We start from the raw sequence: 14,828 nt of genomic DNA, 5'->3' as shown, positions 1-14,828 counted from the left end.
GTTTCGAACCCAGCGCTCAACCCCGTCATGTCCGTTTCCGACTCCGCTTCCGCCCAGGCCGCCCAGCTGCGCCACCATTTCGCGCACGTCGTCTTGCCGATCTGGCGGGGTTCAGGGTTCGACCAGACATTACAGTTGCCGTTCGAAGCCGTCGATCCGGCCACCCACGCGCCGCTGCCCGTGACCCGATATCGCGCAATGGCCTGTGCACGGCAACTGTTCGTGTTCGCACAGGCCGGCGACACCGCGCACGCAGCCATGCTGTTCGACGCGCTGGGCCGCCACTTTCGCGACCCGCGCCACGGCGGCTGGCACTACAGCGTGGACGCGCAGGGCGCACCGCTCGACACGACCAAGGATCTCTACACGCACGCCTTCATCGTGTTCGCGTGTGCGGCGTGGTATGCGGCATCGGGCGACGCCGCCGCGCGCAACGCGGCCGAAGAGACCGCCGCGCTGATTCAGGACCGTTTCGCGCCGCACCGCGGCGACGCGCTGCTCGACGCGGCGCGCCACGCCGATTTCTCGTCATCCGGCAGCGGGGCGCTGCAGAATCCGCTGATGCACCTGACCGAAGCGTGGCTCGCGGCGGCCGCTGCATTCGGCGATGCGGCGTTCGATGACGCGCTCGCGCACACCGCGCAGGCCGTCGAGCGCACGTTCGTCGACGCGACAACCGGCTGCGTGGCCGAGCTGCCGCTCGGCGCAGCCGACAACCGGTTCGAGCCCGGCCATCAGTTCGAGTGGTTCTATCTGGTCGATGCGGCCGGCGCGCGGCTCGCGCAGACCGGGCTCCCCGGCGCGCTGGCGCGCGCGTTCGTGTTCGCGGAGCAATACGGCGTCGATCCGCGGACGGGCGGCGTCTGCGCGGCGCTCGACGCGCAAGGCGCGTGCATCGACGGCACGCAGCGGATCTGGGCGCAGACCGAGTACCTGCGCGCGCTCGCGACGCACGGCGGCACGGCGGCCTCCGCGCCGCTCGCGCGGCAGATCGAACGCTTCGCCGCGCGCTTCCTGCATCCTCGCGGCTGGTTCGAGTGCAAGACGGCCGACGGGCAGGTGGCGCGCGCCGACATGCCGTCGACGACGCCCTACCACCTCGAGACCGCCTACGCGGCGCTGCCGGCCGGCGCGTAACCCGCGTCGTCGAACGACGGCGCCGCGCGCTCGCCGCGTGCGGCGCGGCCATCGCCCAGTTCGAACACGGACACCGCCTGCATCAAGTGCGCGGTCTGGTCGTTCAGCGACGCGGCCGCCGCCGCGACCTCCTCCACCAGCGCGGCGTTCTGCTGCGTGAGCTGATCCATCTGCGTGACGGCCTGGTTCACCTGCTCGATCCCGACGCTCTGCTCGACCGACGCCGCGGTGATCTCGGACATCGTCTGCACGACGCGCGTGATCGACGCCGACACCGTCCGCATCGCGTCGCCGGCGCGCTCGACGAGCTCCGCGCCGCCGTTGATCTGCGCGACCGAATCCTCGATCAGCGCCTTGATCTCCTTCGCCGATTGCGCGCTGCGCTGCGCGAGCGAGCGCACCTCACCCGCGACGACCGCGAAGCCGCGCCCCTGTTCGCCTGCGCGTGCGGCTTCCACGGCCGCGTTCAGCGCAAGGATGTTGGTCTGGAACGCGATGCCGTCGATCACCGAGATGATCTCCGCGATCCGCCCCGAACTCTGTGCGATGCCGCGCATCCGGTCGATCACGCTGTCGACCACGCCGCCGCCGTGGCTCGTCGCCTCGAGCGCCGCGTCGGCCAGCGCGCTCGCCGCGCGCGCGCTGTCGGTGTTCTGCCGGACGGTCGCCGTCAGTTCTTCCATGCTCGCGGCCGTTTCCTCGAGCGACGCGGCCTGCGTGCCGGTGCGCGCCGACAGGTCGGCATTGCCGCCCGCGATCTCGCCCGCGCCGAGGTGGATCGCATCGGACGCCTGGCGCACCGTGCGCACGGTGCCCGCGATGCTCGTCTGCATCGTGGCGAGGCCGCGCAGCATCCGGTCGATCTCGAACACGCCGCCTGCCCGCACGACTTCATCGAGCCGGCCCTGCGCGATCCGCTCGAAATGGCGGCCGGCTTCTTCCAGCGGCGCGACGACCGCGCGCCGTGCGGCCGCGTAGATCGCTGCGCTCGCCGCGAGCATCGCCACCAGCAGCACGATGCCGACCGACTTGAACCAGAGCATGCCGCCGTCGATGGTGTCGAGCGCCGTGCGGCTCGACGCGCCGCCATAGTCGGTGAAGCGGCGCAGCTCGGCGAGATAGGCGTCCTGGATGCTCTGCGTCGGCTGGTCGAGGAAGGCCTGGATGTTGTCGGCGTCGAGGAACTGCACGAGTTCGCCCAGTGCGCCGCGCAGCGCGCGATAGCGCTCGGTGAGCGCCGCGACGCGCGCGCGGTTGGCATCGTCGACCGGTTGCGCGGCCGTCAGCGCGGCGAACGCCTTGTCGGCTTCCGCGAGCGACGCGCCGGCATGGCGGATGATGTCTTCCGGCTTCGGGCCGCCGCGCACCATCCGCGTGCCGGCGCGCGACAGGTTGATGCGCGCGTCGAGCAGCTGCTGGGTCGCCTGGCTGGCCGCCTCGACCTGCGTGATCGCGACGTTCGACAGATCGTCGACGCCGCTGCGCGTGGACTTGAGCGCCCAGAAGCCGAGCGCCTCGATCGCGAACAGGAAGAGGCAAAACACGGTCAACACGCCGAGCAGACCCGACGCGAGCTTGATTTTTCCGAACATGGGGAGATTCCTGGAAAGCGGACGATGAGGCAATGCCCCGGCATTAGCGGCATTTCTTCGTCGGACTTTAGGTGCGGATGCAGACGAAATTCGCGTTGCCCGCGCATTCCCGCGGAATCGCCCGCAAACGGGGAAATCCACGGCATTCGACGCAACAATCACGTCGCATCGCGCCGGAAATTGCGCGAAATGCGGACGAATTTCCTTGCTTATCCGCATCCCCCTTCCTAGAGTTCAGCGCAAGCGGGCACTCATTTCGAGGAAAGTCGATGACCGACATCACGGACCACGCGCGCGGCGCATTGCGTGCGCAACCGTTCAGCATGCTGCTGGGCACGGAGCTGATGCACATCGGCGACAACGAAGTGTCGCTGTGCCTGCCCGTGCGCGAAGAACTGCGGCAGCAGCACGGTTTCGTGCACGGCGGCGTCATCAGCTACCTCGCCGACAACGCGCTGACGTTCGCCGGCGCGCTCGTGCTCGGCCCGCGCGTGATCACGGCGGAATACAAGATCAACTACCTGCGGCCAGCCGTGAACGGCACGCTCGTCGCCCGCGCGAAGCTCGTCTACGCGGGGCGGCATCAGGCGACCTGCCAGTGTCATGTGTTCGTCATCGACGGCGATCACGAGCGGCTCGTCGCGATCGCGCAGGGAACGATCAATCGCGTCGGCGACGGCAAGATGCCGGATGCGCCGGAGGAAACGGCGTGAGCGATTCTCCGCGCTTGAAGGATCGCCCGTCCTTCCAGAAGACGATCAGCGCGTAGTCGAGCCGAACGGCCAGACATGCTAACAAGCGTGCCGCTCCCTTGAGCGGCACATGGGGTGCTAACGCTTCATCGCGGCAAGATAGACCGCATCGCGCTCGCGTCGACCGACCGCCACGACCAGTACGAGCACTTCCGAATCGCGCACGTCGGAGGATCGAGAAAGGCGAGCTCAAAGGTCATTCAGCTTGACCTTGACGACCTTCTCCTTGGCGCGCTTGTCGGCAAGCGCGTTGTCCTCGATATCTTCAAGGCGTTCGACCATCGCCTCCCACGTCTTCGCCGGGATGCAGTAGAACGCAGGTTCGTTGTGATTCAGGATCGCGACCGGGAAACCCTCTCCCGCCGCAACCGTGCCCATCGGGTTCCGCTTCAGTTCCGAAACGCTCGCCGTAACGTTGGCCAGGATGGTATGAGGCATGTCGACTCCTTCTTCAGCAGGAGATCGATTGTGCTCTATTTGGCACCAAATATTCTGCGAGCCTTCGTTTAAGTGCATTTCACGACCGGCTCAACGACCTCGACATGCCAGTCCGTTTACTCCGCCACGCCACCCGCCAACGGCAAAAACCGCGGCGCCACGCGCGCCCGCACGTTGCCGTTCTCATCCGTCCGATAGATCCCGCGCGCCACGTTGTGCGGATGCGCGGCCGCGTCGGCCACGCTCAGCAGCGGCGCGAAACACGCGTCGGTGCCTTCGAGCAACGCGCGCCAGTGTGCTGACGGCTGCTGCGCGAACACGTTGGCAAAACGCGCCTTCAACGCGGGCCAGTGCGCGCGATCGTACTGCGACGCCGGATCGACGTCGGTCAGCCCGAGCCGTTCGACCAGCAGCGCATAAAACGGCGGCTCGAGCGCCCCGATCGTCACGCATTCGCCATCCGCGCAGCGATACACGTCGTAGAACGGCGCGTCGTGAAAGAGGCTCGGCTGCGCGCCGTCGAGCTGCCCGTTCGCGCGCGCCCATAGCGCGAGCGAGCCGAGCATCGACACGATGTCGACGATCGCGCCGTCGACCACGCGCCCCGGCCCGCCGCCGCGCACGTCGAACAGCGCGCAGACGATTCCGAACGCCAGCCCGAGCGCGCCGCCCGCATCGCCGACGACGGTCGGCGGCAACCCCGGCCTGCCGTCGCGCGGCGCCGATAGCGACAATAGCCCCGTCAACGCGACGTAATTCAGGTCGTGTCCGGCCGCGGCCGCGAGCGGGCCGTGCTGGCCCCAGCCGGTCATCCGCCCGTACACGAGCGTCGGATTACGGTCCGCGCAATCGCCGGGCCCCAGACCGAGCCGCTCCATCACGCCGGGCCGCAGCCCCTCGATCAGCGCATCGGCCTGCGCGATCAGGTCGAGCGCGGCGTCGCGGCCGGCCGGCGACTTCAGGTCGAGTTCGACGATCGTCTTGCCTTCGCGCAGCAGGTCGCCGTCGCGGGCCTTCAACGCATCCGGCGCGCTCGTGCGGCCGGACGGGCGGGCGATCAGCGTGATCCGCGCGCCCATCCCGGCGAGCATCCAGCCCGCGAGCGGGCCGGGGCCGAGACCTTCGAATTCGACGATGTGGATGCCGGAAAGCGGCGTGTTCAATGGCATGGCGACCTCGCTCAAATGCAGCCGGGACAGGAGCAACGAAACCTCCCGATTCTATGCGAACGCCTGCGCGCGCCAGCCGCGGCCGGCTAGCTCGCCGCGGCATCCGGCCGCTGCCCGGCCAGCACCTCCCGCATTGCCCGCACGATCGCGTCGCGCTGCGCGTCGATCCGCTCGGCCGGCCCGGCCACACCCATGGCCAGCGGCAGGCCGTTCCAGCCGTCCGCGATCACCATCGAGATCATCGCGGCGCCCTGCGTGACCGTGTGCGCCGAATAGGAATAGCCGAACCGGCGCGTCTGCTCGACCTTGTCGAGCACGACATCCTCGTCGATCGTCCGGCCCGACTTGCCGAGCCGGCGGATGCTGCGCGACACGAGCCGGCGGATCGCGCTGTCCGGCTGGAGGCTCAGCAACGCCCAGCCGAGGCTCGACATGCAGATCTCGCGACGCGTGCCGATGGGCGCGTAGAACTGGATCGGAAGCGTGTGCGCGCCCTCGACCGCATCGATGTACTGCACGTACAGGTCGCTCTGCACCGCGATCACGACGGCCTCGTGCGTGCGGACCGCCAGCCGCTTTGCGACGGCGTGCCAGTACCGCCGGCTGCCCGCCGTCGAATCGACGAGCGCTTCGCCGAGATTGACGAGCCGCGCAGTGGGCGCATACGTATGGGTGGCATCGTCGTACGCGAGATAGCCGAGCGCCTTCATGCTGGTCAGCAGCGCCGCCGCGCTCGACCCCGGATAGCCGCAGCGCGTGGAGATTTCCCGCACGCTCAGCGGCCGCTGCAATGCGCTGAACAGCTCCAGCACTTCAAACACGCGCGCCGCGCTCTTGACCACGTTTCCGCTCATCCCGCCGTCTCCTCACGCCACCGGGCGAGCCTTCCACATATGTGGAACGGAATTTCCCGCCGCCAACCGTCGTGACGATACTAGGCTTCGGCCCGCGGCGTGAAGTCGCGCGGCACGGAACACTCGGAGACACCATGACAGCCTTTCTGATCCGTGAACGGCAGGGACCGATACTGACCGTCACGATGAACCGTCCGGAAACACGCAACGCCATTTCGGACAACGATGCGATCGACGCACTGACCGAATGCTGCGACGACACGAACCGCGACGAATCGATCCGCGTGCTGGTCCTGACCGGTGCCGGCACGACGTTCTCGTCGGGCGGCAACCTGAAGGCGATGCGCGCGTTCTTGGAATCGGACCCGCACGACCTCGCCGCGATCCGGACCAGCTATCGCCGCGGCATCCAGCGCATTGCACACGCGTTCCAGCACCTCGAAGTACCGGCCATCGCGGCGATCAACGGCCCGGCCATCGGCGCCGGCACCGATCTCGCGTGCATGTGCGACATCCGCATCGCCGCCGAACGCGCCCGCTTCGCCGAAAGCTTCATCGCCCTCGGCCTCGTGCCCGGCGACGGCGGCGCGTGGTTCCTGCCGCAGATCGTCGGCGCCGCCGTCGCCGCGGAAATGTCGTTCACGGGCGATGCGCTGGACGCACAGGCGGCGCTGCGCTGCGGGCTCGTATCGCGTGTCGTTCCCGATGGCGACCTCCTTGCGCACGCGCTCGAACTGGCCGGCCGCATCGCCCGGCATTCGGGTACCGCGTTGCGCCTGACCAAGCGGCTGCTGCGCGAAGGCCGCCACGCGAGCCTCGACACGCTGCTCGACCTGTCGGCGTCGTACCAGGCGTTCGCGCACGCCACCCCCGAACACCGCGAAGCCGTGAACGCCCTGTTCGCCGCGCGCGGTTGAATCCGCGACGCATCGCATGCCGGCGTGCCGGCCAGCCGAATCCCACATCGAAGGAAACATCGTCATGACAAGCAGTCACGAAGGCGCACTCGCTGGCGTGCGCGTGGTCGACCTGAGCCGCGTCTACGCGGGGCCGTTCTGCGCGCAGACGCTCGCCGACCACGGCGCGGACGTCGTCAAGATCGAACCGCCGCAAGGCGACGAAACGCGCGACTGGGGGCCCGCGATGCCGAGCGGCATCTCCAGCTACTACTGGGGGCTCAACCGCAACAAGCGCAATCTCGCGCTCGACCTGTCGCATCCGGACGGGCGCGACGTGCTGTTCCGCCTGCTCGACACGGCCGACGTGCTGATCGACAACTTCAAGCAGGGCACGCTCGAACGCTGGGACATCGGCTACGAAGGCTGCCTGCGCGAGCGCTTCCCGCGCCTCGTCCACTGCTCGATCTCCGGATACGGCACCGACGGCCCGCTGGCGCGGTTTCCGGGCTACGACGCCGTCGCGCAGGGTCTCGCCGGCTTCATGTCGATCAACGGCGAGCCGGGCGGCATGCCGCTCAAGGTACCGTTCCCGGTCGTCGACTACGCGGCGGGCCTGAGCGCCGTGTCGAGCGTCCTGCTCGCGCTGGTCGAACGGACCCGCTCCGGACTCGGCCAGCACGTCGACATCGACCTGTTCAGCACCGCGCTGTCGATGCTGCATCCGGTCAGCACGACCTGGATGGCGACCGGCGACGTGCCCGTCGCGACCGGCAACGTGTATGCCGCGATCGCGCCGTACGGCGTCTATCCGTGCAAGGACAGGCCGATCTCGACCGGCGCCGGCAACAACCGCACGTTCGCGCGGCTCGTCGAAACGCTCGGCGCGCCCGAGCTGGCGCGCGATCCCCGGTTCGCGACCAACGCGAAGCGCGTCGCGCATCGCGATGCGCTCGATACGCTGCTCGGCCAGCTGACCGCCGAACTGCATGCCGACGACATCGTCGAGCGGCTGCTGAACGCCGGCGTCGCGACGGGCCCGGTAAACACCGTCGCCGACGCGTTCGGCCACCCGCAAACCGCGCACAACGCGATGTTCATCAAGACCGACACGTACACCGGCGCGGGCGTCCCCGCCAAACTCTCCCGCACGCCCGGATCGATACGCCGGCCGCCCCAGCCGTTCGCCGCCGACACCGACGCCGTGCTCGACGCGCTCGGCATCGACGCGGCGCACCGGGACGCGCTGCGGCAAGCGGGGGTGCTCCACGACACGCGTGCGGACGCCACCGGGAGCGCGTCATGACCCCATACGGCTCGTTCTCTTCGCTGACGGGCGACGACGCCCCGTCGATCCTGCGCAACGACGACAGCGGCATCGCGTGGCTGACGATCCATCGTCCGCACGTCGCCAATGCACTGTCCGCCGAAGCGATCCGGCGGCTGTGCGACGAACTCGTCACGCTCGACGACAACCCGTCGATCCGCGTCATCGTGATCCGCGGCGCGGGCGAACGCGCGTACAGCGCGGGCGTCGATCTCGGCGACCCCGAGATGCGCGGCATGCAGCCGATGCGCGGGCTCGCACGCAACGTGCACGAGCTGATCCTCGAGCTGCGCAAGCCGACCATCGCGGCGATCAACGGCTACGCGATCGGCGGCGGCTTCGAGATCGCGCTCGCGTGCGACCTGCGGATCGCTGCCGACCACGCGTACTTCGCATTGCCCGAAGCACGCGTCGGCATGGGCGCGAACTTCGCGAGCGTGCTGCTGCCGCGCTTGCTGCCGCGCGCGATCGCGATGGAGCTGCTGTTCACGGGCCGGCGCTTCGACGTGGACGAGGCGCAGCGCACCGGGTTGCTGAACCGCGTCGTTCCCGGCGCCGCACTCGACGACACCGTGCGCGAACTGGCGCAGACGATCGCCGCGAACGCGCCGCTCACGATCCGCCGCATCAAGGAAACCGCGACCCGCAGCCAGGGGCTGCCGGTGGCCGCCGCGCTGCGGCTCGACGTCGGCCCCGCCGTCTATGCGAGCGAAGACCGGATCGAAGGCGCCCGCGCGTTCCTCGAGAAGCGCAAGCCGGTGTTCAAGGGGCGCTGAGCCCAACCCAGCACAACGACAAAGCGCGCGCAACCGCTCCCAGAACGCGGGCGCGCGACAAAAGACATGGAACGGAGACGCCATCATGCAACGGAAAGCATTCCTGGTCGGCGCGTGCGTGCTATACGCCACATCGGCGCATGCGTCATCGGTCACGCTGTACGGGATCGTCGACAGCTACGTCGAATTCGATCGCGTCGGCAGCCTGTCGAGCGTGCGGCAAAGCGGCGGCGGCTCGTCGACGAGCCGGTTCGGGCTGACGGGAGTCGAGGATCTCGGCGGCGGCACATCGACGAAGTTCGTGCTGGAAAGCGGCTTCTCGCCGGCCGACGGGTCGTTCCAGGGCGGCACGCTGTTCTACCGGCAGGCCTATGTCGCGCTGCAGAGCACGCGCTACGGCGACCTCCGGCTCGGCCGGCAATACACGCCATCGTTCTACGTCGTCTATGACGGCGATCCGTTCGGGCTCAACGAACGGCTGTCGCCGCTCGCGCTGCTCGCGACGTCGACGGACACGATCACCCCCAACACGACACCGCCGATTCCGCGCTTCAACCAGGCGGTGTCGTACCTGAGCCCCGACTGGAACGGCCTGCGCGTGATGGCCACGTACGGCTTCCCGACGCCAAACGCACTGTCCACGCAGGCCGGGCGCAACTACGGCGCGGGGCTCCAGTACCGGATCGGCGGGCTCTACGTCGGCGCCGGTTTCCAGGGCGACACGTCGGCCGGCAACCTGTCGCCTGTCGTCTCCCCGTCGACGACCCGCCACTACGTGTTCGCGACCAACTACGCGTTCGCGCACGTCAAGCTGTACGCCGCGTTTCTCTACGGCGTCAGCACGGCGCGCAACCTGCCTGCGTTCTCGACCGCGAGTGCCGGTGCGTCGATCGACGTCGGCGCGCTCGATCGCGTGCTCGTCTCGGTCGTGCGCCGCGACGTGAAAGGCTCGGCGAACGACGCGACCGCGCTCGGCCTCGGGTACGACCACCCGCTGTCGAAGCGGACATCGCTCTACGCACGCTATCTCTACATGAAGAACGGCGGCGACGCCCGCAATACGGTCGTCGTCGGCCTGCAGCCGCAACCGGGCGGCACCGAACAGGTGTTCGCGCTCGGCCTCGTTCATCGTTTCTGACGGAGTGCTCATGACCCCGACCCTTTCGACCCACCCGGCCGCCGCCGACGATGGTGCGACGCCGGCGCTCTACCGCCGGATCTCGCGCCGGCTGCTGCCGTTCCTGATCCTCTGCTACACGCTGTCGTTCATCGACCGGATCAACATCGGCTTCGCGCACGCGCAGATGGCGGCCGAGCTGCACTTCTCCGACGCCGTCTACGGGCTCGGCGCGGGCATCTTCTTCATCGGCTACATGGCGTTCGAGATTCCGAGCAATGCGCTGCTTGCGCGGATCGGCGCGCGCAGGACGATCGCGCGGATCATGGTGCTGTGGGGGCTCGGCTCGGCCGCGACGATGTTCGTCACGACGCCCGCGCAGTTCTACGCGTGCCGCTTCCTGCTGGGTGTGTTCGAGGCCGGCTTCTTCCCCGGCATCCTGTTCTATCTCGGCGCATGGTATCCGCCGCAGCAGCGCGCGAAGGCGTTCGCGCTCTTCATGACCGCGCTGTACCTCGCGGGGATGATCGCCGGCCCCGTGTCGGGCGCGATCCTGTCGTACTTCGACGGCGCCGCGGGCCTGAGCGGCTGGCAATGGCTGTTCCTCGTGGAAGGCCTGCCGAGCAGCGTGCTCGGTTTCGTCGCGCTGCGGTTTCTCGACGACCGGCCGGACGACGCACGCTGGCTGTCGGACGCCGACAAGGCCGCGCTGCGCGCCGCGCATACGCAGGCCGAAGCCGGCACGCCGGAGGCGAACATGGCCCGCCCGCTGCTCGCGCAGCGCGATTTCTGGCTGCTGTGCGCGGCCAATTTCGCGATCGCGGCCGCCGGCTATGCGCTGGTGTTCTGGATGCCCGTGATCCTGCATCGCGGCGGCCTGCATGGCGCGATGCAGATCGGGCTGCTGTCCGCGCTGCCCTATCTCTGCGGCATCGTCGGCATGCTCGGGATGGGCTGGCGCACCGAACGCCGGCGCGAATGGCGCGGGCATGGCGCGATCGCGATGATCGCGTGCGCAGCGGCGCTCGCCGGGCTGGCGCGCGTCACCGGCACGACACACATGATGATCGCCCTCTGCGTCGCGGTCGCGACGCACGCCGCGGCATTACCGGCGTTCTGGGTGCTGCCGGGGCTCGCGCTGCCGGAGCGCTCGATGGCGGTCGCGATCGCGGCGATCACGATGTCCGGCGCAATCGGCGGGTTCGCGAGTCCGTTCCTGATGGGCGTGCTCAACACGGCCACCGGGTCGATGCGCGGCGGACTCTATTTCAACGCCGCGCTGCTCGCAGCCGGCGCCATCGCATTGCTGTTCACGCTGCGCGCCCGCGCATCGTCTCGTCCGAACGCGGGCTGACCGCGTCGGCCGTTCCTCCCTCACTCTCATCGACCCCATGAATTTCGACATCGAACTCGACCACCGGATGATCCGGGACCTCGTCGCACGCTTCGTGAAAGACGAACTGATTCCACTCGAAGCGGCCGTGATGGCGCGCGAGGCCGACGGCCAGCGCTTCGGGCTGCTCGACGACGAGCGCGCGCACCTCGACGAGCGCTCGCGACAGCTCGGCCTGTGGGGGCTCGACGCGCCGCTCGAGGCAGGCGGCGCCGACCTGCCGGCCGTCGCGATGGTCGGCGTAAACGAAGCGATCGGCGCGACCGTGACCCCGTACATCCTGCCGCCGGACTCGCCGAACCTGCGGATGCTGTGCGAAGTGGCCGACGACGCGCAGCGCGCGCGCTATCTCGATCCGTATGCACGCGGCATCACGCGTGCCGCGATGGCGATCTCCGAGCCGGGCGCCGGCTCGGATCCGGGCGCGTTGTCCACGACGGCCGTGCGCGACGGCGACAGCTGGGTGCTGAACGGCCGCAAGATCTGGATCAGCCATGCGACCGAAGCCGACTGGACGATCGTGATGGCGCTCACCGATCGCAGCAAGGGCAAGCGCGGCGGCATGTCGGCGTTCATCGTCGACCGCGATACGCCGGGCTTCATCATCGAACGCCGGATCCCGATGATCGGCGGGCTGTCCACGTATGAAATCGTGCTGGAGAACTGCCGCATTCCCGCCGCGCAACTGCTGGGCCGCGAAGGCGCCGGTTTCGCGCCGATGCAGGCACGGCTCGCGAACCGGCGGCTGGAGATGGCCGCCTGGTGCATCGGCCGCGCCGAGCGCGCAGTGGCGATGCTGTGCGACCATGCGAAGCAGCGCACGACCTTCGGCGCGCCGCTCGCGGAACGCCAGGCTGTCCAGTGGTGGGTCGCCGACGCACTCACGCAGATCCACGCGTGCCGCCTCATGACCTACGAAGCAGCCGCGCGCGTGGATGCCGGGCAGGACGCGCGCACGCAGATCTCGATGGTCAAGGTGTTCGCGACCGAAATGGCATCGAGCGTCATCGATCATGCGATGCAGACACTCGGCGCGATGGGCATGACGAAGGAAATGCCGTTACAGCAGATGGCCAGCGAAGCGCGGTTGATGCGCATCTTCGAGGGCCCGACCGAGGTACACCGTTGGGTCGTCGCGCGCAGCGTGCTGTGATCGCGCGCCCCACCGTCACGATGGAGCCATGCGTTGGATACCCTGCATCTCGTCGATCCTGAAATCCGCCCGCTGCTCGCGGCCTGGCCGACCGTCACGCTCAGCGCCGACAACCTCGCACAGTCGCGCGAACGCGTGCTGCCGCTGCCGCCGCCCGACCTCGCCGGCAGCACGCTCGAACGCCGCGCGGTGCCCGGCCCCGCCGGCGCGCCGGACGTCCCGGTCCTCGTCTATCTGCCCGAGGCCGGCGCACGCCCGCTCCCGGCGATCGTCCACATGCACGGCGGCGGCTACGTGCGCGGCGCGGCAAAGGATCTCGAGGCGGTACACCGGTCACTCGTGACGCAGCTCGGCTGCGCGCTGATCTCGATCGACTACCGCCTCGCGCCGGAAACCGTGTTCCCCGGCGCGATCGAGGACTGCTACGCGGCGCTCGCGTGGGTCTTCCGCCACGCCGATGCACGCGGCATCGACGCGACGCGGATCGGCGTGGCAGGCGAAAGCGCGGGCGGTGGGCTCGCCGCCGCGCTGGCGCTGCTGGCACGCGACCGCGGTGAATACCGGCTTGCGTTCCAGCACCTGATCTATCCGATGCTCGACGATCGCACCTGCGCACGCACGCCGCATCCGCATGCCGGCGAGTTCGTCTGGCATGCGGCCAACAACCGGTTCGGCTGGAGCGCGTTGCTCGGTCACGCGCCGGGCGTCGACGGCGTGTCGCCGTACGCCGCCGCCGCACGCGCCACGCGGCTCGACGGCCTGCCGCCCGCGTTCCTGTCGGTCGGCTCGCTCGACCTGTTCCTCGACGAAAATCTCGACTACGCGCAGCGCCTGCTTCGCGCGGGCGTGCCGACCGAACTGCACGTGCTCCCCGGCGGCGTGCACGGTTTCGACATCGTGCCCGGCGCGCGCGTGTCCGAAACGGCGCGCCGCCTCAGCCACGATGCGCTGCGCCGGTTCCTGCACGGATGACGAAAACGACGCGGGCGGCCGAAGCCGCCCGCATCCGCACCGCTCAAGCGGCTACGCTCAGAACGCATCCCCCGGCACCCGCACCCAGCCTTCCATCAACACGCGCGCACTGCGGCTCATGATCGCCTTGGTGACGGTCCACTCGCCGTTCTCGAGCTGCGCTTCCGCGCCGACGCGCAGCGTGCCCGACGGATGCCCGAAACGCACTGCGTTACGTTCGCCGCCGCCCGCCGCCAGGTTGACGAGCGTGCCGGGGATCGCCGCGGCAGTGCCGATCGCGACCGCCGCCGTGCCCATCATCGCGTGGTGCAGCTTGCCCATCGACATCGCGCGCACCAGCAGGTCGACGTCACCCGCGTTCACGCGCTTGCCGCTCGATGCAACGTAATCGGCCGGCTTCGCGACGAACGCGATCTTCGGCGTGTGCTGTCGCGTCGCGATTTCATCGAGCGTGTCGATCAGGCCCATGCGCAGCGCGCCGTGCGCACGAATCGTCTCGAACTTCTCGAGCGCCTTCGCATCGCCGTTGATCGCATCCTGCAGCTCGGTGCCCGTATAGCCGATCGCTTCCGCTTCGACGAAGATCGTCGGAATGCCCGCGTTGATCATCGTCGCCTTCAGCGTCCCGACGCCCGGCACGGCAAGATCGTCGACGAGGTTGCCGGTCGGGAACATCGACCCGCCCGCGCCCTCTTCCTCGGCGGCCGGGTCCATGAACTCGAGCTGCACTTCGGCGGCCGGGAACGTGACGCCGTCCAGCTCGAAGTCGCCCGTCTCCTGCACCGCGCCGTTCGTCACCGGCACATGCGCGACGATCGTCTTGCCGATGTTCGCCTGCCAGATCCGCACGGTCGCGACGCCGTCGCGCGGCACGCGCGCCGGATCGACCAGCCCGCCGCTGATCGCGAACGGGCCGACCGCCGCCGACAGGTTGCCGCAGTTGCCGGTCCAGTCGACGAACGCCTTGTCGATCGACACCTGGCCGAACAGATAGTCGACGTCGTGGCCGGGCCGCGCGCTCTTCGACACGATCACCGTCTTGCTGGTGGACGACGTCGCGCCGCCCATTCCGTCGATCTGCTTGCCGTACGGATCGGGGCTGCCGATCACGCGCAGCAGCAGCGCGTCGCGCGCGGCGCCCGGCGCCTGCGCGGCGTCCGGCAGGTCCTGCAGCCGGAAGAACACGCCCTTGCTGGTGCCGCCGCGAATGTAGGTCGCGGGAATCCTGATTTGAGGAATGTGAGCCATGTGT

Annotated in this window: 14 protein-coding genes and 1 pseudogene; 9 read left to right on the top strand and 6 right to left on the bottom strand. The window is 69.1% G+C overall.

Going from position 1 to position 14,828, the window contains the following annotated elements; genetic code table 11:
• Positions 1–27: 27 nt before the first annotated feature.
• Positions 28–1,137 (top strand): AGE family epimerase/isomerase, encoded by a 1,110-nt coding sequence (locus tag C5O79_RS17435; protein WP_131931517.1) that lies wholly within the window; start codon positions 28–30, stop codon positions 1,135–1,137.
• On the opposite strand, the gene C5O79_RS17430 is transcribed toward C5O79_RS17435, so the two are convergent.
• The gene (locus tag C5O79_RS17430; RefSeq protein WP_047851332.1) at positions 1,110–2,729 is read right to left on the bottom strand and encodes a methyl-accepting chemotaxis protein; all 1,620 of its coding nucleotides are present in this window, start codon (positions 2,727–2,729) and stop codon (positions 1,110–1,112) included. The genes C5O79_RS17435 and C5O79_RS17430 overlap by 28 nt on opposite strands.
• Before the next feature lie 269 nt (positions 2,730–2,998).
• On the opposite strand from C5O79_RS17430, the gene C5O79_RS17425 reads away from it, so the two are divergent.
• On the top strand, positions 2,999–3,442 hold the full coding sequence (locus C5O79_RS17425) for a PaaI family thioesterase (protein WP_011353771.1): 444 nt from the start codon (positions 2,999–3,001) through the stop codon (positions 3,440–3,442).
• A 117-nt stretch (positions 3,443–3,559) separates the two neighbouring features.
• Here C5O79_RS17425 and C5O79_RS38940 read toward each other — a convergent pair.
• The 4 genes and pseudogenes from C5O79_RS38940 to C5O79_RS17405 form a co-directional block, all read right to left on the bottom strand.
• Positions 3,560–3,649 (bottom strand): annotated as a pseudogene (locus tag C5O79_RS38940) (addiction module antitoxin); the annotation flags it as partial.
• 21 nt (positions 3,650–3,670) lie between these two features.
• Positions 3,671–3,919 carry a type II toxin-antitoxin system Phd/YefM family antitoxin gene (locus C5O79_RS17415; RefSeq protein WP_039349647.1) on the bottom strand — a complete coding sequence of 83 codons (249 nt, stop codon included), beginning with the start codon at positions 3,917–3,919 and terminating at the stop codon, positions 3,671–3,673.
• Between the two features lie 116 nt (positions 3,920–4,035).
• A complete protein-coding gene (locus C5O79_RS17410; RefSeq protein ID WP_122477074.1) occupies positions 4,036–5,088 on the bottom strand; it encodes a CaiB/BaiF CoA-transferase family protein in 1,053 nt (350 codons plus the stop codon).
• Positions 5,089–5,174: 86 nt separating this feature from the next.
• The gene (locus C5O79_RS17405; protein ID WP_046548705.1) at positions 5,175–5,942 is read right to left on the bottom strand and encodes a helix-turn-helix domain-containing protein; all 768 of its coding nucleotides are present in this window, start codon (positions 5,940–5,942) and stop codon (positions 5,175–5,177) included.
• A 134-nt stretch (positions 5,943–6,076) separates the two neighbouring features.
• On the opposite strand from C5O79_RS17405, the gene C5O79_RS17400 reads away from it, so the two are divergent.
• The 7 genes from C5O79_RS17400 (at position 6,077) to C5O79_RS17370 (ending at position 13,576) form a co-directional block, all read left to right on the top strand.
• Entirely contained in the window at positions 6,077–6,859 is a 783-nt protein-coding gene (locus tag C5O79_RS17400; RefSeq protein ID WP_122477077.1) for a crotonase/enoyl-CoA hydratase family protein, read from the top strand.
• A gap of 64 nt (positions 6,860–6,923) precedes the next feature.
• A complete protein-coding gene (locus tag C5O79_RS17395; RefSeq protein WP_046548707.1) occupies positions 6,924–8,144 on the top strand; it encodes a CoA transferase in 1,221 nt (406 codons plus the stop codon).
• Positions 8,141–8,941 (top strand): enoyl-CoA hydratase-related protein, encoded by an 801-nt coding sequence (locus tag C5O79_RS17390; protein WP_122477080.1) that lies wholly within the window; start codon positions 8,141–8,143, stop codon positions 8,939–8,941. Before C5O79_RS17395 ends, C5O79_RS17390 begins: the two co-directional genes overlap by 4 nt.
• A gap of 85 nt (positions 8,942–9,026) precedes the next feature.
• A complete protein-coding gene (locus tag C5O79_RS17385) occupies positions 9,027–10,079 on the top strand; it encodes a porin (RefSeq protein WP_122477083.1) in 1,053 nt (350 codons plus the stop codon).
• Between the two features lie 10 nt (positions 10,080–10,089).
• Complete coding sequence (locus tag C5O79_RS17380) at positions 10,090–11,412, top strand: MFS transporter (RefSeq protein WP_122477085.1); 1,323 nt, start codon at positions 10,090–10,092, stop codon at positions 11,410–11,412.
• Positions 11,413–11,449: 37 nt separating this feature from the next.
• A complete protein-coding gene (locus C5O79_RS17375) occupies positions 11,450–12,604 on the top strand; it encodes an acyl-CoA dehydrogenase (RefSeq protein ID WP_122477087.1) in 1,155 nt (384 codons plus the stop codon).
• Positions 12,605–12,637: 33 nt separating this feature from the next.
• Positions 12,638–13,576, top strand: a complete 939-nt coding sequence (locus C5O79_RS17370; RefSeq protein WP_047851339.1) for an alpha/beta hydrolase — start codon at positions 12,638–12,640, stop codon at positions 13,574–13,576.
• A gap of 57 nt (positions 13,577–13,633) precedes the next feature.
• Here the strand turns inward: C5O79_RS17370 and prpF are convergent, their stop codons facing one another.
• On the bottom strand, positions 13,634–14,824 hold the full coding sequence (prpF, locus tag C5O79_RS17365; RefSeq protein WP_046548712.1) for a 2-methylaconitate cis-trans isomerase PrpF: 1,191 nt from the start codon (positions 14,822–14,824) through the stop codon (positions 13,634–13,636).
• Positions 14,825–14,828: the final 4 nt, after the last annotated feature.

Source organism: Burkholderia sp. SRS-25, from assembly GCF_004343765.1.
Taxonomy (GTDB): Bacteria; Pseudomonadota; Gammaproteobacteria; order Burkholderiales; family Burkholderiaceae; genus Burkholderia; species Burkholderia contaminans.
This window is presented reverse-complemented; position numbering and strand designations above follow the sequence as displayed.